The organism is Amycolatopsis sp. NPDC059235 (assembly GCF_042754125.1).
GTDB lineage: Bacteria > Actinomycetota > Actinomycetes > Mycobacteriales > Pseudonocardiaceae > Amycolatopsis > Amycolatopsis albidoflava.
Map to the genome: position 1 here is coordinate 1 of NZ_JBHZAG010000073.1, position 24,511 is coordinate 24,511.

At 69.2% G+C, this 24,511-nt stretch carries 22 protein-coding genes; 9 read left to right on the plus strand and 13 right to left on the minus strand.

What is annotated here, in order from left to right:
- Window positions 1-394 precede the first annotated feature (394 nt).
- A complete protein-coding gene (locus tag ACFXI3_RS34985; protein ID WP_344286480.1) occupies window positions 395-1,372 on the minus strand; it encodes a LacI family DNA-binding transcriptional regulator in 978 nt (325 codons plus the stop codon).
- Window positions 1,373-1,464: 92 nt separating this feature from the next.
- Here ACFXI3_RS34985 and ACFXI3_RS34990 point away from each other — a divergent pair, with 92 nt between their 5' ends.
- Window positions 1,465-2,943, plus strand: a complete 1,479-nt coding sequence (locus ACFXI3_RS34990; protein ID WP_378405407.1) for an FGGY-family carbohydrate kinase — start codon at window positions 1,465-1,467, stop codon at window positions 2,941-2,943.
- 144 nt (window positions 2,944-3,087) lie between these two features.
- On the opposite strand, the gene ACFXI3_RS34995 is transcribed toward ACFXI3_RS34990, so the two are convergent.
- Window positions 3,088-3,816, minus strand: coding sequence for a helix-turn-helix domain-containing protein (locus tag ACFXI3_RS34995; protein ID WP_378405409.1), 729 nt, complete (start codon window positions 3,814-3,816; stop codon window positions 3,088-3,090).
- 39 nt (window positions 3,817-3,855) lie between these two features.
- Between ACFXI3_RS34995 and ACFXI3_RS35000 the strand changes: the two genes are divergently transcribed.
- From ACFXI3_RS35000 to ACFXI3_RS35010, 3 genes are all read left to right on the plus strand, one after another.
- Window positions 3,856-4,254, plus strand: coding sequence for an NUDIX domain-containing protein (locus ACFXI3_RS35000; protein WP_354744838.1), 399 nt, complete (start codon window positions 3,856-3,858; stop codon window positions 4,252-4,254).
- Between the two features lie 198 nt (window positions 4,255-4,452).
- A complete protein-coding gene (locus tag ACFXI3_RS35005) occupies window positions 4,453-4,932 on the plus strand; it encodes an MmpS family transport accessory protein (protein WP_344286484.1) in 480 nt (159 codons plus the stop codon).
- A gap of 232 nt (window positions 4,933-5,164) precedes the next feature.
- Window positions 5,165-5,935, plus strand: a complete 771-nt coding sequence (locus ACFXI3_RS35010) for an ABC transporter permease (protein ID WP_378405412.1) — start codon at window positions 5,165-5,167, stop codon at window positions 5,933-5,935.
- Here ACFXI3_RS35010 and ACFXI3_RS35015 read toward each other — a convergent pair.
- The gene (locus ACFXI3_RS35015) at window positions 5,911-6,597 is read right to left on the minus strand and encodes a histidine phosphatase family protein (RefSeq protein WP_378405414.1); all 687 of its coding nucleotides are present in this window, start codon (window positions 6,595-6,597) and stop codon (window positions 5,911-5,913) included. The genes ACFXI3_RS35010 and ACFXI3_RS35015 overlap by 25 nt on opposite strands.
- A 32-nt stretch (window positions 6,598-6,629) precedes the next feature.
- On the minus strand, window positions 6,630-8,507 hold the full coding sequence (locus tag ACFXI3_RS35020) for a Na+/H+ antiporter (RefSeq protein WP_378405416.1): 1,878 nt from the start codon (window positions 8,505-8,507) through the stop codon (window positions 6,630-6,632).
- Between the two features lie 59 nt (window positions 8,508-8,566).
- Between ACFXI3_RS35020 and ACFXI3_RS35025 the strand changes: the two genes are divergently transcribed.
- Window positions 8,567-9,976, plus strand: coding sequence for a carboxylesterase/lipase family protein (locus ACFXI3_RS35025; protein ID WP_378405418.1), 1,410 nt, complete (start codon window positions 8,567-8,569; stop codon window positions 9,974-9,976).
- Between the two features lie 27 nt (window positions 9,977-10,003).
- On the opposite strand, the gene ACFXI3_RS35030 is transcribed toward ACFXI3_RS35025, so the two are convergent.
- From ACFXI3_RS35030 to rnhA, 4 genes are all read right to left on the minus strand, one after another.
- A complete protein-coding gene (locus tag ACFXI3_RS35030; protein WP_378405474.1) occupies window positions 10,004-12,643 on the minus strand; it encodes an exo-beta-D-glucosaminidase in 2,640 nt (879 codons plus the stop codon).
- Window positions 12,644-12,803: 160 nt separating this feature from the next.
- Window positions 12,804-13,178 (minus strand): YchJ family protein, encoded by a 375-nt coding sequence (locus ACFXI3_RS35035; protein WP_344286489.1) that lies wholly within the window; start codon window positions 13,176-13,178, stop codon window positions 12,804-12,806.
- Window positions 13,175-13,525 (minus strand): DUF1801 domain-containing protein, encoded by a 351-nt coding sequence (locus tag ACFXI3_RS35040; RefSeq protein WP_378405420.1) that lies wholly within the window; start codon window positions 13,523-13,525, stop codon window positions 13,175-13,177. Before ACFXI3_RS35040 ends, ACFXI3_RS35035 begins: the two co-directional genes overlap by 4 nt.
- Before the next feature lie 163 nt (window positions 13,526-13,688).
- Entirely contained in the window at window positions 13,689-14,168 is a 480-nt protein-coding gene (gene rnhA, locus ACFXI3_RS35045) for a ribonuclease HI (RefSeq protein WP_344286491.1), read from the minus strand.
- Between the two features lie 91 nt (window positions 14,169-14,259).
- On the opposite strand from rnhA, the gene ACFXI3_RS35050 reads away from it, so the two are divergent.
- Window positions 14,260-15,045: a DUF1684 domain-containing protein gene (locus tag ACFXI3_RS35050; protein ID WP_378405423.1), complete on the plus strand. Its 786-nt coding sequence runs from the start codon at window positions 14,260-14,262 to the stop codon at window positions 15,043-15,045.
- A 33-nt stretch (window positions 15,046-15,078) separates the two neighbouring features.
- On the opposite strand, the gene ACFXI3_RS35055 is transcribed toward ACFXI3_RS35050, so the two are convergent.
- Both ACFXI3_RS35055 and ACFXI3_RS35060 read right to left on the minus strand, forming a co-directional pair.
- Window positions 15,079-15,744 (minus strand): hypothetical protein, encoded by a 666-nt coding sequence (locus ACFXI3_RS35055; protein ID WP_378405425.1) that lies wholly within the window; start codon window positions 15,742-15,744, stop codon window positions 15,079-15,081.
- A gap of 155 nt (window positions 15,745-15,899) precedes the next feature.
- A complete protein-coding gene (locus tag ACFXI3_RS35060) occupies window positions 15,900-16,415 on the minus strand; it encodes a hypothetical protein (protein ID WP_378405427.1) in 516 nt (171 codons plus the stop codon).
- A 185-nt stretch (window positions 16,416-16,600) separates the two neighbouring features.
- Here ACFXI3_RS35060 and ACFXI3_RS35065 point away from each other — a divergent pair, with 185 nt between their 5' ends.
- Window positions 16,601-17,113 (plus strand): hypothetical protein, encoded by a 513-nt coding sequence (locus ACFXI3_RS35065; protein ID WP_378405429.1) that lies wholly within the window; start codon window positions 16,601-16,603, stop codon window positions 17,111-17,113.
- A 371-nt stretch (window positions 17,114-17,484) separates the two neighbouring features.
- Window positions 17,485-21,048, plus strand: a complete 3,564-nt coding sequence (locus ACFXI3_RS35070; RefSeq protein ID WP_378405431.1) for a toll/interleukin-1 receptor domain-containing protein — start codon at window positions 17,485-17,487, stop codon at window positions 21,046-21,048.
- Between the two features lie 648 nt (window positions 21,049-21,696).
- On the opposite strand, the gene ACFXI3_RS35075 is transcribed toward ACFXI3_RS35070, so the two are convergent.
- Together ACFXI3_RS35075 and ACFXI3_RS35080 are read right to left on the minus strand one after the other, a co-directional pair.
- Window positions 21,697-21,906 carry a hypothetical protein gene (locus ACFXI3_RS35075; protein ID WP_378405433.1) on the minus strand — a complete coding sequence of 70 codons (210 nt, stop codon included), beginning with the start codon at window positions 21,904-21,906 and terminating at the stop codon, window positions 21,697-21,699.
- Between the two features lie 94 nt (window positions 21,907-22,000).
- The gene (locus ACFXI3_RS35080) at window positions 22,001-22,678 is read right to left on the minus strand and encodes an MBL fold metallo-hydrolase (protein ID WP_378405476.1); all 678 of its coding nucleotides are present in this window, start codon (window positions 22,676-22,678) and stop codon (window positions 22,001-22,003) included.
- A 78-nt stretch (window positions 22,679-22,756) separates the two neighbouring features.
- On the opposite strand from ACFXI3_RS35080, the gene ACFXI3_RS35085 reads away from it, so the two are divergent.
- Window positions 22,757-23,587, plus strand: a complete 831-nt coding sequence (locus tag ACFXI3_RS35085) for a YwqG family protein (protein WP_378405435.1) — start codon at window positions 22,757-22,759, stop codon at window positions 23,585-23,587.
- Here ACFXI3_RS35085 and ACFXI3_RS35090 read toward each other — a convergent pair.
- A complete protein-coding gene (locus tag ACFXI3_RS35090; protein ID WP_378405437.1) occupies window positions 23,571-24,287 on the minus strand; it encodes an RNase H family protein in 717 nt (238 codons plus the stop codon). The genes ACFXI3_RS35085 and ACFXI3_RS35090 overlap by 17 nt on opposite strands.
- Window positions 24,288-24,511 lie beyond the last annotated feature (224 nt).

The window sequence follows — 24,511 nt, forward strand, 5'->3', positions numbered from 1 at the left end:
TTTCCCGCCCTGGGGTGGGGCCGGTGCTCGGCGGTCGGGGGGGTTTGCGGGGGGGACTGGGGGGGGGGGGGGCCGGGCGGCTCGGCGGATCTCCGCCGGGCCGCCAGGCACGTCGTTTCCCTCGGATTCCGTTTTCGCCCTGGGCGTGCTCGCCGGATTTCGCCGCGCGGTCCGGCGTCGGCGTTCCCCGGGGCTGTCGGCGGCAGTTGCGCGGCGTCCCTGCCGATCTAGTACGCGGGTTGCGCGACGACGGTCAGCGGCGGGTCGGTCAACGTCGTCCGCGGCGGAAGCCAGGGATGGGTGTGCCCTCGGATGTGCTTCTCGCCCGGGATCTCTTCGGATTTCGCCGCGTTTTGCCGCGCGGCATGGCGTCGGGGTTCCCCGGCGCGTCCGGTCAGCGGTGCGAGCTTTGCCGGTCGATCAGCTGTGCGTCCAGGGTGGTGGTGACCGGTTCGCGGGTGCTGTCGGCGATGCGGGCCAGCAGCAGTTGCGCGGCGACCCGGCCGATCTCGTACGCGGGTTGCGCCACGACGGTCAGCGGCGGGTCGATCAACGTCGTCCACGGGGCGTCGTCGAACGAGACTATGCCGATGTCCCGCCCGGCCCGCAGGCTCCGCTCCGCGAGCGCTTCCAGCACCCCGATCGCCATCGTGCTGTTAGCGACCAGCAGCGCGTCCGGCGGCGTCGGCTGGTCCAGCAGGTCCCCGGCGGCGCGGCGGGCGCCTTCCGCGCGGTATTCGGCGCGCCGGTAGACCGCGTTCTCCTCGCCGACCGCGTCGAAGTAGCCGGACAGCCGGTCGTCGGCGGTGCGCACGCCCGACGGCCCGGTCAGGCACGCCACCTGCCGGTAGCCGTTCGCGACGAGGTGCCGGGCCGCCTGCCGCGCGGCGCGGCGGGTGTCGACGAGCACCTGGTCGCCGTCGGTGCCGGGCAGCGGCCGGTCGACCGCGACCACCGGCGTGCCGAGCCGGCGCAGGCGGGTGACGTTCGTGGCCGGGCCGGTCGGGGAGAGCAGCACGCCCGCGACGCGTTCCTGCAGCGCGACGTCGAGGTAGCGGCGTTCCTTGTCCTCGTTCTCGTCGGAATTGCAGAGCACGACCGAATACCCGGACACCTGCGCGAGATCCTCGACCCCGCGCGCGATCGAGGTGAAGAACGGGTTCTCGACGTCGGAGATGATCAGCGCCAGCACCGCGGTTTCCTGGCGGCGCAGATTTCTCGCCAGTCCGTTCGGGTGATAGCCGAGTTCCTCGGCGGCCTCGAGCACCCGAGCGGCCAGCTCGGGGTCCACTGTGGACTTGCCGTTCAGGGTCCGCGACACCGTGGCGGTCGAGACGCCTGCCCTGGCGGCGACGTCGCTGATCGTGGCCACCGAGCCTCCTCGTCCTGGCTTTCTTGACACCCCGGTGAGCGCAGAATACCTTGCCGGTAATCGTTTACCGTCCGCTTGCCGGGGGTGCTGTGATGCGACCGGGCCCGTTGCTCGGCATCGACATCGGCACGTCCAGTTCGAAAGGCGTCCTCGTGGGTGCGGACGGCACTGTACTGGCGCGCGCCGCCCGCCCGCACAGCACCTCCCGCCCGCGGCCCGGCTGGTTCGAGCACGACGCCGAAACGGTGTGGTGGGCCGGGTTCGCCGACCTGGTGCGCGAATTGCTGGCCGGCGGCCGGAAACCGGCCGGGCTCGCGGTGAGCGGCATCGGCCCGGTGCTGCTGCCCGCCGACGCCGGCGGCCGTCCGCTGCGCCCGGCGATTCTCTACGGAGTCGACACGCGGGCCGGCGCGGAAATCGCCGAGCTGACCGCCGAACTCGGCGAAACGTCCATTGTGGAACGCTGCGGGAGCGCGCTGTCGAGCCAGGCGGTCGGCCCGAAGTGGCGGTGGCTGTACCGGCACGAGCCGGACGTCGCCGCGCGGGCCAGGCAGTTCCTGATGGCGAGCTCGTATCTCGTGCAGCGGCTGACCGGCGAATACGTGCTCGACCACCATTCGGCCAGCCAGTGCGACCCGATGTACGACCTGCGCGCGGGCGGCTGGGCGCGGGACTGGGCCGCGCTCGTCGCGCCCGGGATCGAGCTGCCGCGGCTCGCCTGGCCGACCGAGGTCGTCGGCACGGTCACCGCCGAGGCGGCCGCCGGGACCGGGTTGCCGGCCGGATTGCCGGTCACCTGCGGCACGATCGACGCGTGGGCCGAAGCGACCAGCGCCGGCGTGCGCGACCCTGGCGACACGATGGTCATGTACGGCACCACGATGTTCCTCGTCCAGGCTGTCGCCGAGGCGCGGCCGGTCGCCGGATTGTGGGCGACGCGCGGGGTTTTGCCGGGCAGCTACTCGCTGGCCGCGGGAATGGCGACGTCCGGCGCGATCACCGACTGGCTGCGGGAACTCTTCGACGGCGATTTCGCCGAACTGGTCGCCGCTGCCGGGCGCGTCCCGGCCGGCAGCCGCGGGTTGCTGATGCTGCCGTACTTCGCGGGCGAGCGGACTCCGGTGCCGGATCCGTTGGCGCGCGGGGTGATCGCCGGGCTGACCACGTCGCACGGCCGGGCCGAGCTGTACCGCGCGGCTTTGGAGGGAACGGCTTACGGGGTGCGGCACAACCTCGCCGCGATGGGCTCGCCCGCGCGCCGGCTGGTGGCGGTCGGCGGCGGTACGCAGGGGCGGGTGTGGACGGGAATCGTGAGCGATGTGACGCGGACGCCGCAGCATCTGCCGACGGAAACTGTCGGGGCGTGTTTCGGGGACGCGTATCTGGCGGCGGTGGCGGTCGGGCTGGAGCCGGATATCGAGACGTGGAATCCGGTCGCCGAGGTGATCCGGCCGGATCCGGAGCGGGCGGATCGGTACGACGAGTTTTACGTGCACTATCGGGCCTTGTATCCGGCGACGGTGGAGACGGCGCATTTTCTTGCGGGGCAACAAGATTTAGCGGCGGAGTGAGGCGTGGGGGCGAATCAGGCGGCCGGAGTGAGTGCGGGCGGCGGCGGAGTGAGGCCTGGGGCTAGGCAGACAGCCGGGTGAGTGCGGACGACAGCGGAGTCGCGCGCCTTCTTGTGCGGCAACAGGATCCGGCGGCGGAATGAGTTACGGGGCGAAGTAGGCGCTCGGGGTGAGGCCGGTGAGCGCCCGGCATTCGCGGGTCAGATGCGGCTGGTCCGAATAGCCCGCGGCGACGGCCAGGTCGGCGAGGCTCGCGGTGGCCGGTGCCAGCGCGATGGCGCGTTGCAAGCGCAGGATTCGGCGGTAGGTGGCCGGTCCGTAGCCGACCGCGAGGGTGAACAGGCGGCGCGCCTGGCGCTCGCTTCGGTCTGCTTTCCCGGGATGCCACGCGGACCGGTCGTGCGCGGCGGATTCTCGTCCGCCCGGAATCTCGGCGCCCCCGGCGGCTTCCGCGGTGAACTGCGCGAGCATCCGCTCCACCACCGGATCCGCCTGCACCTCCTGGTCGGTCGCGACGGCGGACATCGCGTCGGCGAGGTCGCGGCCGTCGAGGATCTCGTCGGCGAGGGTCGCGCCGCGGTGGTTCCACAGGTCCGGCAGGGAGACCCGCCTGTCGCGCAGTTCGTCCGCGCCCACGCCGAGCATCGCCGCCGCCGTGCCGGGCCGGAAGCGCAGGCCGCGCAGCCGGGTGCCGGGCGGGAACACCGACGTCCACGCCGCCGTGTCCGGTCCGGCGACGAACACCTCGCCGCCGCCCGCGACGAGGTCCACGCAGCCGTCCGGGACGATCCGTTTCGGGCCGGGCTCCACCGACTCCCAGCAGCACCGCACGAGGCGGCGCAGGGGCTCCGGCGGAGGGCGTTCGCTGTACACCCCGCGATCATGCCTCGCGGGTACGACAGAATGCGTCCCATGACCCCGATCGACGCCCTGGCCTGGGTCCACGTGAAGGACCGGCGGCTGCTGTCCGTCCGCACCAGCGGCAAGCAGAAGTTCTATCTCCCCGGCGGCAAGCGCGAACCCGGCGAAGGCGATGTCGAGGGCCTGTGCCGGGAGATCCGCGAGGAACTGGGCGTCGCGCTCGACCCGCTCAGCTTCCGGTTCTTCGCGCTCCTCGACGAGCAGGCCGACGGATTCGCCGACGGCCGCCGCGTCCGGATGACCTGCTACACCGCCGACCACACCGGCGAACCGGAGCCCTCGGCCGAGATCGCCGAAGCCGCCTGGCTGCGCGCCGGGGACGCCGCCGCCTGCCCGCCGGCCGGACAGCGCGTGCTGCGGATGCTGTCCGAGGCCGGGCTGGTCGACTGATCACCCAGGGTCAAGTGGGGAGTGCGCGAGCGTCATCGGCATCGTGCGTGGTGACCGCACTCGTGAGCGAACCCGCTCTACCCCCAACAGGGTGAAAAGGAGCTCATTTTCTCGGGTTGGCTAACGCCGTGTAACGGTCTGGCGAAGAACCAGACGTCGCACTCGCGGGAAGTGCGCTCGAGAAGAGAAGACCTCTCCATGGGTGTTCCTGGCGCGACCCGGCCCACGGCGGCCCGGGGGGATTCGGGCAGGCTGCGGCCGCTCGGGAGCGTGGTGGTCGTGGTCGGCGTGATCGCCGTCGCGGTCACTGTCGCGTGGTACGTCATGCCGAAAGCGACCCCGGACCGGCCCGCCCCGGCCGCGTCGGTGCCGTCGGTGACCGTCGAGCCGGCGGTCGTGCACGAGGTGAGCCGCACGGTCGTCTACGAGCTGACCGGCGGCGACGTCGCGCGCAACCTGACCTACGTCGCGACCGGCGGCGACCTCGAACAACAGGCCGAGGTCCGCCTGCCCTGGTCGGTCACGGTGGAGCGGAAGGCTCCCGCCGAGCAGCCGGTGTTCAGCAGCCTGGTCGCCCAGAGCGCGGGGGCGTTGCTGTGCCGGATCCGGGTCGACGGGCACGTGGTCGCGGAGAAATCGGTGGCGGGGGAGGGCCGGCAGCTCAGCTGCAGTGCCTGATCCGGTCCGAAGCTCCCGGTACCGCGCTCCAATGCCGCATGGGGTGCGCTCGACGCACCGAACGCCGCATGGGGTGCATCTGACGCACCCAATGCGCATCGGAGCAGCACTGGGGCATGAACGCCGCACGGAGTGCATCTCTGACGCACCCGACGCTGCATTGGGGCAACGCTGGGGCAGGAGAAGGCCCGGCACACCGCAGCGAACCCCGGCCTGCGGCAGGATCACCTCCGTGAACGGTGCGATCGGGTTCGGGCCCGCGTTGATCGCCGTGCTCGTCGTGCTGACGCTCGCGGGTGCGGCCGTCGTCCGGTTCGGGCAGCTGGGACAGGGGCGGGCGGTGCTCGTCGCGGCGATCCGCGCGGTCGTGCAGCTCGCGCTCGTTTCGCTGGTCATCACCTTCATCCTGCGTTCGGACTGGCTGACCGGCCTGTTCGTCCTCGCGATGTTCTCCATCGCCGCCGCGACGTCCGCCAGCCGGATCGGGGTGCCGCGGCGGATCGGGTGGGTCGCGTTGTCGCTGGCGTCCGGCGTCGTTCCGGTGCTGGGGCTGGTGCTGGGTTCCGGTGTCGTCCCGGCCAAGCCGATTTCCGTGGTGCCGGTCGCGGGGATCGTGATCGGCGGTTCGATGACCGCGACCTCGCAGGCGGCCCGGCGCGCGCTCGACGAGCTCAAGCAACGCCGCGGCGAGTACGAAGCCGCGCTCGCGCTGGGGTTTCTGCCGAGGCACGCCGCACTGGAGATCTGCCGTCCGTCGGCGGGGCACGCGTTGATCCCGGCTCTCGATCAGACCCGGACGGTCGGGCTGGTGACGTTGCCGGGCGCGTACGTCGGCGTGCTGCTGGGCGGGGCCAGCCCGCTTCAGGCCGGTACGACGCAGGTGCTGGTGCTGATCGGGCTGCTGGCCGCGGAATCAGTGGCGGTGCTGGTGACGGTGCAGCTCGTCGCGGCGGGGTTCATCCGCCGCGACGAGTCGGCTCAGCCGAGCGGGGCCGTCAGGTGAGAACGGTCGTTGAAGCCGCGGATCAGCCAGTTTTCGCCGTGCACCACGAGGTGTGAGATCGATCCGTTGTCCGCGCCCAGGAACGCGAATCGCTCCAGCGCGCGGCTCGCCTGGGCGAACACCTCGCCGATCACGCCGCCGTGGGTGAACACCGCGACCCGCTGATCCGGGTGCGCCGCGGCGATCCGCGTGAGTGCGGCGCGGATCCGCAGGCCGAACGCTTCGTCGGATTCCGCGCCCGGCAGGACGTCCCAGCGCTGCTCCTCCCACAGCTTCCGTGCCAGCGGATGCCCCTCGGCGGTGTTCTTGCGGAAGAGCCCGTTTTCCCATTCGCCCAGGTGGATCTCGCGCAGATCCGGCTCGACGGACGGGGTGAGGCCGAGCTTTTCCGCCAGCGGCGCCGCGGTCTGCGCGGTGCGCCGCAACGTGGTGACGTACACCGCGTCGATGCGTTCGGACGCCAGCCGTTCGCCCACGCGCGCGGCGTGGTCGCGGCCCTCCGGCGCGAGGTCCGGGTCGGCCTGTCCGTCGACGAGGTCGAACGGCTCGCTGAGCCGTTGCGGCATCGATTCCCCGTGGCGCACCAGGAAAATCTCGGTGGCGCCCGAGGGCGGGCTGAAGCGGTGCTGGCGGTACTCGACTTCCTGTTCGGGCGTGGTCATGCCCCGACCCTAACCGGCCCTGACCGGTGGGTTCAGCCGAGCTGTTTGTCCACGAAGCACCATCGCCAGGTCTCGCCCGGTTCGAAGCTGCGCATCACCGGATGCCGGGTTTCGTGGAAGTGCTGCGAGGCGTGCTTGCCCGGCGACGAATCGCAGCAGGCGACGTGCCCGCACTTGAGGCACATCCGCAGGTGCACCCACGTCATCCCGGCCTCGACGCACTCGGCGCAGGAATCCGGGGAGCTGGGCTCTTTGCTCGGCCACTCGTGGCTGAGGTGCTTGCACGACCCGGCCGTGGCGGCGGGGGTGCTGAGTTCGCGTTCGGCCACCGGGGGTTCCTCCTCGTCGCGGTCGAGCATGGATTCTTCGATGTCGAGGCGGGCCAGCACGCGGCGCAGCACGGCGTCGTCGGCGGTGCCGCGGTCGCGCGCCTTCAGGAACTGTTCGCGTTCGGCTTCGAGCAGCTGGACACGAAGCCGACGGTAGGCGTCGCTCGGGGTTTCGGCGAGCGCGCTTTGCCGGCCAAGCTGTTCCCACGCGGCGTCGGACCGGCCCTGCAACCGGTCGCGCAGCCGTTCGATCACCTCGGGCGGGTCTTCCGGACGACGCAGCTCCTCGAGTTTCGCGAGGGCGACGCGGGTCATGTCGTGCAGCACGGCGGCCTCCTGCAACGCGTCCTCCGCCGGGTCCGGACGAGGCAGCCGCAGGCGGCGGATCAGCGGCGGCAGCGTCATGCCCTGCACCAGGAGCGTCCCGGCCACCACGACGACCGCGGCCAGCACGAGCACCGCGCGCTGCGGGGTGTCCGCGGGCAGCACGAACGCCGCGGCGAGCGTGACCACGCCGCGCATCCCGGCCCACGAGATCACCGCCGAGTAGCGCCACGGCCACACCTTGCCGCGTTCCAGGCCCAAGGAGTTCAGGAGGCGTTTCACCACGCCGATGCCGACCATCCACAGCATCCGGGTGAGGATCGTCGCGGCGAGCACCGCGGCGCAGATCCCGACCAGCTGCCACAGCGACAGCCCGCTCTTGCCGACCTCGTGCAGGATTCCCCGCACCTGCAGGCCGATCAGCAGGAAGACCATGTTCTCCAGCAGGAACTGGACGGTCTCCCAGTTCAGCCTGCTGGCCAGCCGCGACGGCCCGGACTGGATCCGCGGCGTCTGGTGTCCCTGGATGAGCCCGGTGACGACGACCGCCAGCACACCGGATCCGTGCACCGCTTCAGCCAGCAGGTACGCCGCGAAGGGCACTGCGAACGACAGCGCGGTGTCGGTGAGCGTGTCCTCCAGCTTCGCGCGCACGTACGTCACGATCAGCCCGACCAGGAAGCCCACGACGATCCCGCCGACGGCCGCGAGCAGGAAGTCGAGACCGACCTGCCAGAGGCTGACCGCGCCGGCGATCGCCGCGATCGCGGTCCGCAGCGCGACGAGCGCGGCGGCGTCGTTGAAGAGGCTTTCGCCCTCCAGCAGCCGGACGAGCTTGCGCGGCATCCCGACCCGGCGCGCGACCACGCTCGCCGCCACCGCGTCCGGCGGCGCGACGACCGCACCGAGCGCGATCCCGGCGGCCAGCGGCAATCCCGGCACGACCAGCCAGGCGACCAGCCCGACGCCGAACGCGGTGAACACCACCAGCCCGACCGACAGCAGCGCGATGGGCCCGCGCAGCTTGCGGAACGCGACCAGCGAGGTCTGCAACGACGCCGAGTACAGCAGCGGCGGCAGCAGTCCGATGAGGACGATCTCCGGGTCCAGTTCGTACTGCGGCACCCCGGGGATGAACGACACCCCGACGCCGACCGCGACCAGGCACAGCGGCGCCGACCAGTCCATCCGGCGCGCGACGACGGTCACCAGGAGGACCGTCAGGACCAGCGCCACCAATTCCGCTGCGATTTCCACGGCGTAATCATCGCCCGCGGCTTTCTGGCCCGCGAGGGGGCCGGGGTTAGGCTGCGATCGTGACGACGGTGGAGACGCGGGCCGGTGCCGTCCGCGGCGAGGTGCGGGACGGAGTCGGGCGTTTCCTGGGGGTGCCGTTCGCGGAGCCGCCGGTGGGGGAGCTGCGGTTCCGGCCGCCGGTGCCGGTGGCTTCCTGGACCGGAGTGCGCGACGCGACGGAGTTCGCCGCCAAAGCGCCGCAGCCCGACGTGACCGGGAAACGCTTCGTCGGCGACGAGGACTGCCTGTACGTCAACGTCTACGCGCCCGAAGCGCCCGGCTCGTATCCGGTGCTGGTGTGGATCCACGGTGGCGGCGGGGTGATGGGTGCGCCGCACCAGTTCGACGCGTCCGCGTACGCCCGGCGCGGCGTGGTCGTCGTGACCGTCGCGTACCGGCTCGGAGTGCTCGGCATGCTCCGGCTGCCTGGGGTTTCCGACGGGAATCTCTCGCTGCAGGACCAAGTTCTGGCGCTGGAATGGGTCCGCGACAACGTGGCCGCGTTCGGCGGCGACCCGCGGCGCGTCACGCTCGCCGGGCAGTCCAACGGCGGCCGCACGGTAGGGACGTTGCTGGCGGTTCCGGCCGCGAAAGGGCTGTTCAGCCAGGCGATCGTGCAGAGCGGCACCGGCGTCGGGTCCGTCGTGCACACCCCGGCCGAGGCGGAAGCGGTCGGCGAGGCGGTGCTGGCTGAGCTAGGCCGCGGAGATCTGTCGACGCTGCCCGTCACGGAGATTTTGACCGCGCAGCAACGGGTCACGGCTCAGCTCGGCACGCTCGTGACGTACCGCGTGGTGGTCGACGGAGATCTCCTGCCGCAGCGGCCCGGCGAAGCGGTCGCGGACGGCGCGGCGCGGGAAGTTCGGATCCTCACCGGCACCACGGCCGACGAGCAGGACCTGTTCTCCTGGCTGCAAACCGGCGGCGCGAAGCTGCTCGGCACCGGCTCGACGATGCTCGAACCGGACGACATCGCGCGGATGACCGAGGCGTACCGGGAGCTGCTGCCGGACTGGCCGGAGGACCAGCTGGTGAACCGCGTCCGCACGGCGGGGGACTGGTGGCTGCCGGCGATCCGGCTCGCGGAAACCCAGCACGCGGCGGGCGGCACGGCGTGGATGTACCGGCTCGACTGGCGGATCGCGCCGCGCGGGAAGGGCCTCGGCGCGGCGCACGGGGTGGACCTGCCGTTCGTGTTCGACGACGTCCGCAACCCGAACTGGCGCTTTATGTTCGCCATCGCCCGCCCCGATCCGGAGCGGCTGCGGGCGATGGCGGAGGAGATGTTCGCGACGTGGGTCCGGTTCGTGGCGACCGGCGATCCGGGGTGGGCTCGCTATACGCCGGAGGACCGGGTGACGCGGGTGTTCGACGACGTCAGCACGACGGTGTCCGATCCGGATTCCGGACAGCGTCGGCTGTGGGACTAGCGGGCGAACCCGCTAGTCCCACAACGCTTACGCGTGGACGGTCTGCGTGCCGGTGTTCCAGCCCGCGACCCGCACCGAAGGCGCGGAGCCGTGCAGATCGGCCGTGCGATAGGTGGCGGTGAGCGTCACCGATTCGCCCGGCCACAGGCTGACCTGGTTGTCCGACCAGCTGACCGGGAGCACCGGAGTGCCCGCGCTGTCCACCAGGTGCGTGTCCACCATGAACGCCGGCGTCTTGCCCGACGAGGTGTTGGTGAGCTTCACCGTGGTGACAGTGGTGCCGTCCGGACCCGGCGCGGAGGTCGCCGTGGTGGCCACCTTCGCCGCGCCCAGCTTCGACAGCCCGGACAGGTCGGCGTACGACGAGGTCGGCGTGTAGTACCAGTCCGACTTGCTCCAGTTGAGCTTGTCGTCCTTGGTGGACAGCCAGTACACGTTCCGGCTGACCTCCTTGCCCGCCGAATCGGTGAGCACCAGCTTCGCCAGGTAGGTGGACGAAAGCCCGCTGACCGAACCGATGTCGAGCGCCTTCGCGTGCGCGCCGCCGCCGTTGACCGACAAGTCCTTCTTGGTCTTCGAGAACTTCTTCGTGCCGTCGGTGTTGAAGAGCTCGACGGTGGCGGTCAGGCCGGACGCCTTCGTCGTGGTGGAGTTGACCACCTCAGCCGACTTGGTGTCGTACGAGTACTGGATGTGCAGCGGCTCGTTCGCCTTCTTGGCCCCGAAGTAGGAGCCGTTCTGGTCGAGGTAGGCGTCGAACAGCTGCCAGTGCAGCGACGTCCAGCCGCTGTTGAGCATCCAGTAGATGAGCCCGGTCGACGGGTCCTTGGAGTCGGTGAAGTTGCGGGAGTGCGATTCGAACTCCGCGCGGACGTTCTCGTACTGCGCCAGCTGCGCCTTGCGGACGAAGTCGTCCAGGCCGGTCGGCTTGCCGTAGCGGCCGGCCAGCGCGTCGCCGAAGATCTTCAGATTCGCGAAGGTCTCCGACTCGGAGCGGTGGTACTGCGGCGCGGCCGGGTTCTTCCAGAGCGTTTCCAGCTCGGCGGGCGTCATCATCCGCTTGAGCGTGTCCATCGTCGGGATGTCCGGCCCGGCGCTGGTCTCGGAGTTGAAGTTCCACGCGCCGCCCGCGTCCTTGTGCGCCTTGTCGTACCAGTAGTTCGGCGGGACGTAGTCGTACGGGCCGTTCATCTTCATCCCGGACGGGCCGAGCTTCGGCGACGCCTTGGCCGAGGCCGCGGAGATCACCGCCGCGGGCCAGTCCGCCGCGGACAGCGCGTCGAGGTAGCCCTTTTCGATCCGCGCGTCGGGCGCGAAGTCGCTGCCGATGTGGAAGGACAGCACGCTCGGGTGGTCGCGCAGCCGCTCGGCTTCGGCGGTCATGGACGCCTTGGCGATCGGGTAGTCCGCCTCAGTCCACGGCTCGCCCTTCTCGTCGCCGTTGACCTGGCCTTCCCACTTGTCGCAGCATTCCCAGCCGGGCATGGTCAGCACGCCCATCCGGTCCGCGAGGTCGAAGAACGCGTCGGGTTCGATGTGGCCTTCGAGGCGCACCGTGTTGAGGCCGAGGTTCTTGACGTAGGCGAGCTTGTCGGCCGCGCGGCCCGCGTCCCAGCGCAGCAGCAGGTCGGGGGACCAGCCGCCGCCCTTGATCATCAGCGGCTTGCCGTTGACCAGGTACTGCCGCCCGCCGCTGGAGTTCAGCGGAGCCTTGACGTCGCGGATGCCGAAGCTGGAGTGGCTCGCGTCGGACGTCGTCCCGCCGACGGTCGCGGTGAGGTCCAGCTGCTGCATCGGCTGCCCGCCCATGCCGGCGGGCCACCACACCTGCGGCTTGTCGACGCCGATCACCGGGAACGAGACGGTCTTCTTCTCGTGCGCGGCAAGGGAAACGTCCTGGCTCACCGGTTTGCCCGCGACGGTGCCGGACACCGTGGCGCGGACCGCGGAATCGGAGTCGTTGCGGACGTCGGCCTTGGCGGTGAGGTCGGCGTGGTCGAGCGCGGGCACGTTCAGCTTCGTGACCACGTGCGCGCCGCGCAGCGCGACCGGCCCGCTGTGCCGGACGACGATCTCGCGGGCGAGGCCCATGTTCTGGTCCGGCGGGGTCTGCGCCCAGTCGATCCAGCCCATCGACAGGTCGTTGTTCGGGTCGTTGGGGTAGACCTTGAACGCGACGCTGTTGACGCCCTCGTGCACCTGCTTGGTCACGTCGAGGTCGTGCCGGGTGTAGGGGCCGTTGACGTCGTCCTTGGTCGCGACCCGGGCGCCGTTGACCCAGATGTCGGCCTTGGACAGCACGCCGCTGATGTCGAGATAGGTGCGCTGCGAGGGGTCGGCGACCTTGATGTCGGCGCGGTACCACCACGGGACCTTGAAGTCCGCGGTCGGCACGTTCTTCATGTTCGTGGAATAGAACGGGTCGGAGTAGCGGCCGTTGGCGAGCAGCCCCGCGTAGACCGTCGACTGCGAGCCGACGGGGTACCAGCCCTTGGCGTCGAAGCCGGGCTTCGACACCGAGGCGTCGTCGGACACCTTGGCCGAGGACTGGATGAGATAACCGGGGATCGCGGCCTGGCCGGGCTCCGGCCCGGCCGAAGCGGCTCCGGCGACGCCGGGGATCAACGCGGCGGTCAGTGCGGCGACTGCTAACAGCCGTCCGGGCATTCTTGGCCGGCGTGGGGTCACGAGCGGTCCTCCTCGGGCTCCTGGCGGCGGCGATTGTTAGTAAAGTTCCTTAACGATTGCCGGTGATGGTAGCCGTCCGGAGCGTCCGGGAACAGACCTCGACGGGGTCTTTTCGCCCGATTTTCGCCTGCGGTTCCGCTTAGCGGGCGTCGACGTAGTACCAGCGCCCGCCCTCGCGGACGAACCGGCTGTTCTCGTGCTGCGAGTCGTCGCGACCCTGGTGGCGGTAGTGCGCGCGGAACTCGACGGTGCCCTCGTTCTGCAGCAGCGAGCCGCCGGTCTGGCCGAGGATCTCCAGCCGGGTCCACTCCTGGGCGGGATCGAGCCGCAGCCGCTTCGGGCGGGTGTCCGGATGCCAGGTGTCGAGCAGGTATTCGGGCTCCCCGACGGCGAACGCGCAGTACCGCGACCGCATCAGCCGCTCGGCGGTCGGGGCGTGCTGGTCGCCGCGGTGGAACCGGCCGCAGCAGTCGGCGTAGGGCTCGGGCAGGCCGCAGGGGCAGGGGTTGGTCACGCCGCTGATTCTGTCTCCAGCGCGAGAGCCTGCTGCACCCAGGCGGCGATCTGCTTGGCGTCGACGTCCTCGGCGCCGCGCAGCTTCACGTGGGCCATCTCGCGTGCGCCTGGTTCGAGGCCGCCGTCGAACAGCTGGCCGCGCCAGAAGGCGAGCGTCACGTACGAGCTGTACGCCTTCGCGAGGCAGACCGGGTTTTTGCCCGCCTTCCAGGTGGGAGCGCCGTGGTAGAGCGCGGCTGGCTCAGGCATCGCGTCGTCGAGCACGGGCAGGAGCGCGGTGTAGACCTCGCGGAGCGCTTCGGGCTGAGCGGCGACGTACTCGGCGACGGTCGTGAACTTCGGCATGGCTTGTCCTCTCGGCTTTCTGATGCTGCCGAGCTTGCCAACCGATGGTTCTTATTGTCAAGACGAATTTTGTTGTCGGTGGCACCGAGCGTTCCGACTAGATCGAAGCGGTGGTTGCCTTCGCGGGCGCAGCACGCCGCCGTCTCGTGGCAGCGCGGCGCGCTCAGCCGCGAGCCCGGCGCACCCCGGACGCCGCGGCTTCCTGCGATCCCTTCACCGCGAGCTTGTCCGCGCGCTCGTTCTCCGGAAGCCCGGCGTGGCCCTTGACCCACAGCCATTCGACCTCGTGCCGTTCGCAGGCGGCGTCGAGGCGCTGCCAGAGGTCGGCGTTCTTGACCGGCTGCTTCGCCTGCGTCTGCCAGCCGTTCTTCTTCCAGCGCGGCATCCACTGGAGGATGCCGTTGCGGACGTACGTGCTGTCGGTGTAGATCCGCACCACGGCCGCGCGGGTGAGGCTTTCCAGCGCGCGGATCGGAGCCATCAGCTCCATGCGGTTGTTGGTGGTGACGGTGTCCTCGGCTCCGTACAGCTCGCGCTCGTGCTTGCCGTAGCGCAGGAGCGCGCCCCAGCCGCCCGGTCCGGGATTGCCGCTGCACGCGCCGTCGGTGTAGATCTCCACGGTTTGTTCCGTCTGCTCCGCCACCCGGCGACCCTACCGTTCCCACGTGCTGGGAGCCGGAATGCCATGCCGGGGCCGGCGTTGTGCCGTGGACACTCTCTGAAGGGATCCGGACATGGCGGTGGAGTTCGCGCAGGCGTGGCAGGACTGGAAAGCGGAGCGGGAAAAGACGCTGGCCGATCCATACGGCTGGCTGGCGCTGGTGTCGCTCGACTGGCTCGAGAACGCTCCTCGGACGTACCCCGGCCTGCCCGGTCGCTGGTGGCAGGACGCCGAAGCCGCGTACGTCGACCCGGACGGCGGGGAGTTGCGGCATGAAGGCACTTTGCTGACTGATGTCCACCGCTTCGAGCTGGTGAACAGCGGCGCGGGAACCCGCGTGACGGCGGGCTCGGTAGAGATCGAAGTCGCGCGCCGGTCGGGCTACTTGATCCGCGTGCACGACCCGAAAGCCCCTGTGCTGCACGACTTCCATGGCGTACCCGCGTACGAACCCGACCCGGCTTGGGTTCTGACTGGCCGTTTTGAAGCCTTCGACGAGCCCCGTCCGACGACTGTTGGCGCGGTAGTAGAAGGACTGTCGCATGTCTACACCGCGCCTGGCCGGGTTGTCTTCGAGCGCGACGGTGTCGAGCACACGCTCACTGCGTTCAACGGCAAGACCGGTGGGTACAGCATTCTTTTCACCGACTCGACCAGCGGCGTGACGACGTATGCCGCCAACCGTTCCCTGCCGGTGGCCGAGGCTGCTGCGGACGGGGCCGTGACGCTGGACTTCAACCGGGCGGTCAATTTGCCTTGTGCGTTCACGGACTTCGCGACGTGCCCGTTGCCGCCGGAGGGGAATCACCTGCCGTTCGCGGTGGAAGCGGGGGAGAAGCTGCCCTTCGAGCGGCAGTGAGGTTCGGCTGATCGGGTCTGAGCGTCGCGGCCCTTACTTGATCGGCTCGGCGCTGTCCCCGGCCAGGAGCAACTGCGGCACTTGAGCGAGTGCCCAGCCGGACCCGGCCGGGGTCAGCACCCAGACGACGTCGAACCGGTCGTCCGGCCACTTCTGCGGCGTCGTCGCGCCGAACGCCGCGGCGAGCGCGGGAATTTCCTCGTGCTGCCAACTGATCAACGTCGGCTCCGTCCGCCGGGCGACCTCCGCGGCGAGCGCGCTCTCGCTGCCCTTGGCGTAGGTGGTCAGGACGGTTTTGCCCAGCCGCTCCGCCACCGGCCCGGCCGTTTCCCTCGGCCGGGTGCCCTCGCCGCCGTTGCCGCCCGCCGCGTAGACAGCGGTCGGCCGGGCGAGTCCGTCCCGCAGCGCCCCGGTCGCCGGCGCGAACAACTCGACGAGCGCGCCGGCCCGGGTCCAGCCGCGGACGGTCAGCGAATGCGAATCGGAGTTGCCGTTCACGTCAATCCCTTGCGGCCCGGTCGAACCGGACGGTTTCTCGGCGTGGCGGATGATCATCACGCGTGCCCCGCCGGGCTGGGCGGGCGGCAGAGCCGCGGCCGTCGCTTTGGCTTGCTTCGACGCGCAACTGGTGATGAGCAGCGCCGCACTGCCTGCCGCGCCGCCTAGCAACGTTCGTCGTGACCACAGCTGCGCTGTCATGCCGCTCCCCGAATCCTATGTCGCGAAAGTTGACCTTCGCCTGAGTACTCGGTGGCGGCGGGCTGGGCAACACGCCGCGCACGGTTACGGGAGAATTCCCTTGGCGGGCTTGGGATTTTCCGTACTGTCCGGGTCGAGACGGGACAAAACGACGGTCATTCCCGGAGGTCGCGGTCCGCGGGCGGAAGCCAGTCGCGATCGGGCAATGGGAGGCGTCCGCAGCGCACGTCCAGGTCGGCCCGGGCGTGCACGTAGAACTCGTCCCGCTTGGCGCCGATGACGTGGTAGAGCCCGATGAAGTCGTCGTGGCTCATCGCTTTCCCCCGGGCGACCCAGCTGAGCTTCCAGACGCTCTCGTGCCAGCGGCGTCCGGCATCAACCGCAGCAGGGGAGCCGAGAAGCAGCACGGATTCCCATTTGGTCGTGCGCTCGTTCTCGGCCTCCGCTAGTGCCGCCAAACCCTCCTCGAGATCGACCGGCAGCGCACCCGCCGGGTAGCCGCGGGCCGCAGCGATCCGGTACGACAACTGCGCGCATGATTTCAACGCGGTGGCGTACTCGGCATAGGCGCTAAGGCGTTTGTCATCCCATCGCGTCGAGTATTGGCGCCGCCACTTGCTGCGCTCGACCAGCGTCGTGGCGGTGAACGAGGCCGCGGCGCCCATCAGCACCGCGGCCAGCGTCAGGAGCTGTCCCGCGGTGTCGTGACGGACGCGGTGGGGATCGATTCTGCAACCGTACGTTCCGATACCGGCCGGTTGGCCAGGATTCTCCGGCGTTGGCACAGCCATCCAAAGGTGCGTTCGCTGGAACCCGTCCTGACTCTCGCTCTGCGGCGGCAGATCTAGCATCCGGTTTGGCCGGACCAGTGATCGGCCCGTCGGAAGTACTCGAGCAGTTTGCGTTCGGCGTGCTCCCGAGCCTTGTCTCCCTGACCGGGCGGAAACTTGAGTTCACGGGCCACGACGGGCAGAGGAAGGCCTTCGATGCGCGTCCGCGCGATGAGTTCGGCTTCGGACCGAGTCAGGAAGTGGTGGGCGACGGCGTCGGCGAGAACCAGGTCTACGTGCCCAGATCGTGGTACAAGGGGCACCGTTCGCACCTGCAGGCAGCGGTCGGAACTCGTGGCCCGAACGGACGAAGCGTGGACGGCTCGGGCACGCGCCATCCGCTTCAGGTGGGTGGAGAGCCGCCGCATTCCAGGGTCTGCGGACTGCAAGGCCTCGAGGAATCCCACAAGGAGGTCACCCTCGGTATCGTCGAGATCGTCGTCCCCGCGTTCGTCGGCGACCTGCCGCGCTATAGCAGCGAGCGAGGGTGCCATCAGCACCACGGCCACCAGCCGCCATGGCTGGGGATCAGTCTGTGATAGCCGCACTACTTCGGCCCAGATGGTTGCCTTGGCTTCCGGAGAAGTCGTCGTCAGGCGAGCCAACTCGACGAGTTCGGTCACAGAGAGCACCCGATCAGGCAGATCGCTGGAAAGGTTCCAGCCGTCGAGGACGGTTGGCGAGGCACTGATCGTTAGGTGGAACCGACGCTGGATCTCCCGCAATGACCGGGGTCGGCCTATCGAGCTCATGACGAACGCCTCCTCTTTCGCGGATCTCGTCCCTCGAGTTTCTCGTGTGTCCGGTAAGTCAGCTGGTGTTTCCTGTTTCCTATATCCCTGGGGTCCGGCGGATCCGGGAAATGTCGTGAATCATGAGGCCAGTTGGGATCCTTCGTGAAAGGACAGTCATGAGCGCCTTCCGAGGCACGGTTTTCGTGAATTACCGCGTGGGCGACGAGGCAGCGGTCGCCGGCCTGCTGGTCGAGCAGTTGAAGGTGAAGCTGGGGCAGGGCGAGGTGTTCCACGTGTCGCAGGACGCGGTAGCTGGAAGCCTGTTCGCCGAGGAGATCGAGGGGGCACTCCGCCAATGCTCGGTCGTGATCGTGGTGATTGGCGAGAAGTGGCTGGACGACCTCCGCCATCGTCGGCTGCATGACCCGGACGACTGGGTGCGCCGAGAGATTCGGCTCGCGCTTGAAGGGGGGAAGCGGCTTGTCCCGGTCCTCATCGATGATGCGACCCTGCCCGCTCGCGAGAAGCTGCCGGTCGACATCAGGGCATTGTTGGACCACCAGTACCGCCGACTCCACCGGCGCAGCATTCCCCAGGATATCGATCGCATCGTCGCCGAGTTGATTCACGAGGTTCCGGAACTGGGTGCCATCCGGCTGCCTGGTGCACAGGAGCTCGCTGCCTGGTGGGACACCTGGTCCCATTACACAGATCCAGCCTTGCCAGCCGCTGGGTTGCTCGCCGGGCGCGCTGAGCAAACCGATGGGATTCTGAGGCTTCTCGAGGAGCCGGCGGCGTGCACGGCGATCCAGGGCGAATCCGAAGAGCAGGCTTTGGCGTTCCTCGCGGCAGTCGTCGTTGCCAGCGCTCCGGAGAGTCTGCGAGCACTGGTGGTCGACGACGCAGAGGCCTGGTCCAGGTGCGTCGCAATTGCGCGCCCGTGTGTCCTGATTCCCCGTCATGAGGATGCAGACATCAGCACAGCGCTCCTACGAGGTCACCACGTTCTGCTCCCGTCGGGATCAGATCGGCAGCCGACCTCGGTGGCGATCTCGCTTCCGGGCCTCCAGCTCGACGAAGTCCGTGTGGCGTTCGAAGCAGCCGGTATCGCGCCCGCGTTCGCGCAGTCCTACGCCGTGGTGATGTGCCGTTCCCTTCAGGAGTTCCGTGGCAGGTTCTCCGTCGACTGGCGTCCTGCCTCGGAGGCCGAGCCGTTGCCGAGCACTGACCGCGAAGTGTTGGCCAACGCCGTGACCCAGGGACCGCTACGCCACCTGAAGGTCGACCTGCTGGCCGCGGAAGCCGATGCCATGGCAGAAACGGAGCCTGCTGAGGCGGCTGCCCGGTACGCGAAGGTGGCCAGCGTCCTGTTTGAGGCGGGATTCGAGGTACACGCTCGAGACATCCGATCCAAGCAGGCCCGAGCGCTGATCCAGGCTGGCCGGTTGGACCAGAGCGCTGAAGTTCGCCTCGACCTGATGTGGACGGGAATGAATGGAACCGGTGAGTCCGCCGAACATCTCTCTTTCGCTGATCGGCAGAACGAGGTACATGCCGAAGGATGCCAGTTCCGCCGTGCGCTCACCTTCGCGCGGGCCGCTGAGCGGGTTCTCACTGGCCTGACCGGTATCCGGGAGGAGCTGGCCGGTCCGTTCGATGCACTGTGCGACGCCGATCCCCATTTGCTCGACGCTGCGGTCTTCATGGCCGAACACGCTCTTGCGGAGATGGAGAAGGGCTTGGTCGAAGAGCGTCTCAACCGGCTTGCGGGTCTGGCTCTTAAGCTTGAAACAAGCGGGTCACGCGAGGAGGACCTGGTGGTCCGGTTGAGCATGTGTATCGCGGAGGTCACGGGCGAGTGGGCAGAACTGCAAGCCCGAGCAAAGCTGTTCGGTCCGGTTCACCGGATCTGGATCCTGGCCCGCCAGGCTCGGTACCTTTCCTTCACAGATGACTTCCGCGGAGCTTTCCGGTGCTATCAGGACGCGATCTCGTGGGCTCTTACCGAGAGCATGAACGATGAAGCGGTCGACTGGCTGTACGCCCTTCGAGGGATCCGGGTGCGCCAGGGCTTGTTCTTGGCGAACGGGGACACGGAACACCCGTTCGCACAGCACCTGCGGAACGGGACCTGGTCACACCGGCTACCTGGCAGCCCGACGATAGAGGAGCGGGCGCTCCGGAGCATTGGCGAAAAGAGGGGCCGAGGTTCGGTGCGGCTGTTCTCACAGTGGCGCTGGCAAGCTTGTATCCGCGCCGATCTCGCCGGGGAGAACGAGGCGACCAAAGCTCTCGGCGCCGTGCTGAGAGACAACGGCGAGCCGTTGGCCGGCTTGGAGCAGTTTGTCCGGGCTGAGTCTGGGAAGGAAGCTGCAATAGCGGCAGCAGCGCTTCCAGAGGCTCCGGTCCACTGGCCGGTTCCCACTGCAGGCAGCACTGCGGGCCAGCTCGGTGCGGCCCTTGAAGTCGCCGCTAAGGTGGCCGACCTGCTCGACGACGACGATGCCGCCGCTTGGATTGTCGTCGCTCTGGACGCGATCGAGGGCGGCGGTCCGCAGCCGACTTTCTTCAGTCGCCTGGTGCAGCGGGGGCTCAAAGTCCTCGTTTCACTGGCCCCGTGCTTAGACGAAGCACAAGCGCGCTGGGCGATTGACGCGACGACAACGTGGCTTCCTCAAGATGTCAGCACTGGCCACCGCACGGATACCGACCATGCACGGCTACTGGTCAAGATTGCCCACGTTCACCCTGCCCTAGCCGGGTGTGCCGTCGAACAGCTTCTCGGGGGTGCCGTCTTCAATGATGACTTCGGTGAGGTGGCTTTGACCTCGGGGTTGTCTCTCGTCGAGCAGCACAAAGCCCGCGCCGTCGCAATGCTGACTGGGCCAGCCGAGGCCGGCAACCGTTGGGCGTGTTCGGTTCTCGCGATGATCGGGGCAACTACGGACCGGATCCGTGAACACGCGGAGGCGACCGCGCGGGCGGTGATCGAGCGTGAGGCCCCGCAGCCTGGCGTCATGCCGATATGGAGTTTCAATACGACATTGGTCGCCACCGCCGGGTTGCTCGACGAGGAACTCATGGCCGCACTTGTGTCCTCGCTACTGCATCGAGCTCTCGATCCCGCAGACTCGGTCGTCAACCGGCGGGACACGCTCAGCGAGCTTGCTGGCATCGCGACGGACCTGTCTCCGGACGAACGAAGGCGCACGTTCGACGCTGTGCTGCCGTTGGTCGGCGGAAACCTGCCGATGGGCGAGTACGACCTGCTGGTGTCCGGGATGCGGCATCCACTGAGCTTCCTTCATATGGACCTGGGGCCGGACACAACCGCCGACGTAGCGGTCTTGGCGTGCGCGAAGCTGGCTGAGACGGATGAGGACCGGCAGACTGTCCGGTACCACGCGGTACGACTGCTTGGCCGTCCAGACGAGATCGAAGTGGCGAAAATCGTGGAAGCGTTGCTGGTGGTGAAGTCGTCGGCCGATGATCTGCCACCCGCCCTGCTGGCAGCACACGCACATCCCGACGTTCGAGCTCTCGCAGCCGTCCTTTGGGCGCAAGACCCTACGGGATCCGAGCCCGGCCTATCCTTGGCCCGCGACCCGGCGCGGATCGTGCGGGTCAGTCTCGCCGATGCACTCACAGATCGGATGGAACACCTGCCGGTACGAGAGGTTCTGGCGGCTGACCCTCGGCGGAGCATCCGCGGCGCGTTGGTGCCGCTCGAAGAACTGTGACTGTTCTGGCGTTGCTCAGCACCAAGCTGGTGGCGTACATCGTGCAGGATTCGGTTGCTTCGTCGCACGAATGTGTGCCATGAACAGTCGAAGCGGAGTTGGCCCCAGCGTGATCAGTCAGCGTTTACGCTGTGGCGTCAAGCGTTCTCTGGCAGTAACTCCTGTTAAGTCGATGCTGCGGCCGACAGTTTCGACGCCCAAACTGTCGGCCGCTGTGCTCCACTGGATGACGCGGAAACTGCTTCGCACCTAGTTTGAGGTGGACGTCATGTCTGAAGTGAACCGGTGAATTGTGCAGGTTCGGAAGCCGGGCGCGTCCCGTGGCAGTGCCATCGTTGACAACCAGAGCCAAGGCATCGAGCGGTCTCGTGAAATTCTCGCCTACGACGGGGCGGTGAGCTCTAGGTCCGCAGCTTGAAGGGGCCCATCCGGAAGCAAGAAACAGTTGCGCCAGCCAATGATCCTCGGCCAAGCAAGGGCTGACCTCCAGCGCATACGATAATAGATCGCGGACCTCTCGGCGTTGGGCCAGCGCGTTGCATCGGTCTGGTACGGCGTGGTTGGCCAGGACGATCGCCAGAAACGAAGTGTCTCGGCGATCGCTGGGAATGGGTGCTGTGTTCAGCGCCCAGGCGATGGCTTCGATGCTCAGAGCGCACCGCCACAGGTGCACGGGGTGATGTTCCAGGTCCGACGCTGAGCAGCGCTCTGTCCGGAGAGGAAGTTGGTGGCGTCGCGGAGTCTTTCGGCTGCCTCACGGGATTCCACGCACTGCGGCGGGGACGTCCAGCCGTGCGGCTCCGAATAGGTGAGGTGCACTGCCGAGAAGTCGTTGGTGCTGCGAGGATCTGGTGCCATGGCGGATCTCCGGTCCGTCAAGGCCCCGGATCGCTGCCGCTAACAGCGATCGGGGCCGCCTGATAAGCCACAGGCAGCCCCGATCGGGTGAAACTCACCAGCCGCGCTCGCGCCACTCTCCGAGCTTCTGACGCTCGTCGCCAAGTGTGGTGTCGTCCCCGTGACCGGGGTAGATCCACGTGTCATCCGGCAACACACCGAATACCCTTGACTCCAGGTCGTCCATCAGGCTGCTGAAGTCCTCGGGATTTGTTGTCCGCCCAGGACCGCCTGGGAACAGCGAATCCCCGGTGAACAAGTGGCCGTGCCCCTTCGGGTCCCGGTACAGCAGCGCGATCGATCCCGGCGTGTGGCCGCGCAGGTGGATCACTTCCAGCGTCACCTCGCCGACCTTCAGCGTGTCGCCGTGTTCGACCAGGAAGTCCGGGGGCACCGGCAGCGGTTCCGCGTCCAGCGGGTGCGCCGCGGTGTTCGCGCCGTTCGCTCCGGCGACCGCGCCCAGTGCCTGCCAGTGGTCGGCGTGCTGGTGGGTCGTCACGACGGTGCGCAGCGCGGGCCGGTCGGGGCCGTGGCCGATCAGGTCGGAGATGCGCTCCGGGTCGTTGGCCGCGTCGATCAGCAGGGCTTCGTTCTCCGCGCGGCACACGAGCAGGTACGCGTTGTTGTCCATCGGGCCAACGGAGAGCTTGGTGATGGTGAGCCCGTCCAGCGTCCGGCGCGCGGCGTCGCCGCCCGGTTCGACGTGTCCGGTGTAGGTGTCGGCGATGTTCACGAGTCCCCACGGTAGCCGGATCACCCGCGCGGCGGCCACGTGGCCGGTTTTGTCGGTGCCTGCTGTCAAGATCGTCGCATGACCTCTTGGATCGACCCGCTCGCCAAGCTGGCGCGCGAGAACCTTCCGCCGGACGTGGCCGAGGCGTGGGAAACGGTGTTCCGGCCCGCGGTCCGGCTCGCCGTGGGCGGGAGCGGCGCGCGCGTCGGTTATCTCGGCGGGAGCCCGGCGTTGCCCGCGGACGTCGAATGGCCAGTCTGGCGGGGCGAGCTGCCGATGAACTTCGTCGCGTCCGTGGACTGCGCGGCGCTGCCCCGCGTGCCCGGCGGGATCGAGCTGCCCGCGTCGGGTTCTTTGCTGTTCTTCTATTGCGACGACTGGTTCCAGGCCGAGGCCCCGGTCGACCTGACCGCTCTCGGCGGGGTCGTGGTCGTTCCGGCCGGCGCCGAGACCGCCGAACGGGCCGCGCCGGAGGGAGTCGACGTCTATCCGCGGCTCGAGGTGTCCGCGGAAATCACCGGGACTTTCCCGAACTCCGAGCAGGAGGTGCTGCGCCGCACGCTCGCCCGCGACGGGCTCCCGCTGTCTGATCCGGGCAACTGGTCCGAGGAGTTCTTCGACCGCCTCCGGGAGTCGACGGCCGCGCCGTACCACCAGATCGGCGGCTGCTCCTGGCCGATCCAGGGCCCGCCGGAGGACGAGGTCGCCGCGGCGGTCTTGCCGGACGACGCGGGCGAGGGAGAGCTCGCCGACGAGGCGCTGCGCTGGGCTTTGCTCGCCCAGATCGACAGCGACGGCGACGCGGGCCTGATCTGGGGCGACGCCGGCGTGCTGTACTGGCTGATCCGCGAGGACGACCTCGCCGCGGGCCGGTTCGACCGGGTCCGGTGCGTCATGCAGAGCGGCTGAACCCTCCGCCGCGCCGACGCCGCTGCAGCCACTCCGGCGTGCAGCAGTGCTCGCACGGTGCGAGCTCGCCCGGGATCACCGACGCCCACGCGATCCGGACGATCTCGTGAGTGTCGCGGCCCATCCGCTCCTGCCGCTGCTGGCCCCTGCGCAGCCAGTAGCAGTCGGCGTCGTTGTGGTAGGCGGTGCCGCCCGCCGTCCGGTATCCGTTCGGCAGGACTCCCGCGTCGAGCTGACGGCAGTCGGCGCAGTACGCCTTGGTCATGCCGTGCCTGCACTCGTCGTCCTCCGGCGGCGCGACCGGCCGTCCGGTCGGGCGCGCTTCCGCCGCGCGGCCGGCCAGTTCGGCGAGAAGGGCGCGGGCGTCCGGATCCTCGGCCGCCCGCCAGGTGATCCGGTGGCGAGCGGCGCAGGTGCGGAGCCGGGCGAGGAGGTCGTCGGACGCCTGGTCGTCCAGCGCGGTGCGCAGGTACTCGCTGTCGCTGTAGAGGTGCACGCGGACCGGCCGTTTCAAGCTTTCGAGCGCTTCCAGCGCCGCCGTTACCGCCATCCGTCCGGCGGTCGTGTCCGCCGCTCCGCCAACAAGGGATTTCTGATGCTCGCCGTACTTCAGCACCGCGGACCAGCCGCCCGGTCCCGGGCTGTCGCCGCCTTTCCCCGCCGCGTAGATCCGCACCGCTCCGGCTTCGTCGCTTGCCACGCCCGGAACCTATCGGCCGGGTCCGACAAATTCCGGAAAACCCGCCGCGGCGCCCTGCCCCCGGCCGGTCCCCGGGGGCCGCGCACCCGGGCCGGGCGGCCTTCGCCGACCTGTATCGTGGAACCGGGCCAGCCCGCGCACCCGCTCCGCCGCGCGGGGCCTCCGACAGCGTCCGGCGACCCCGCCGCGGGCCGCTTCCCCAGGCCCCCGGCGAGCGGAAAAGC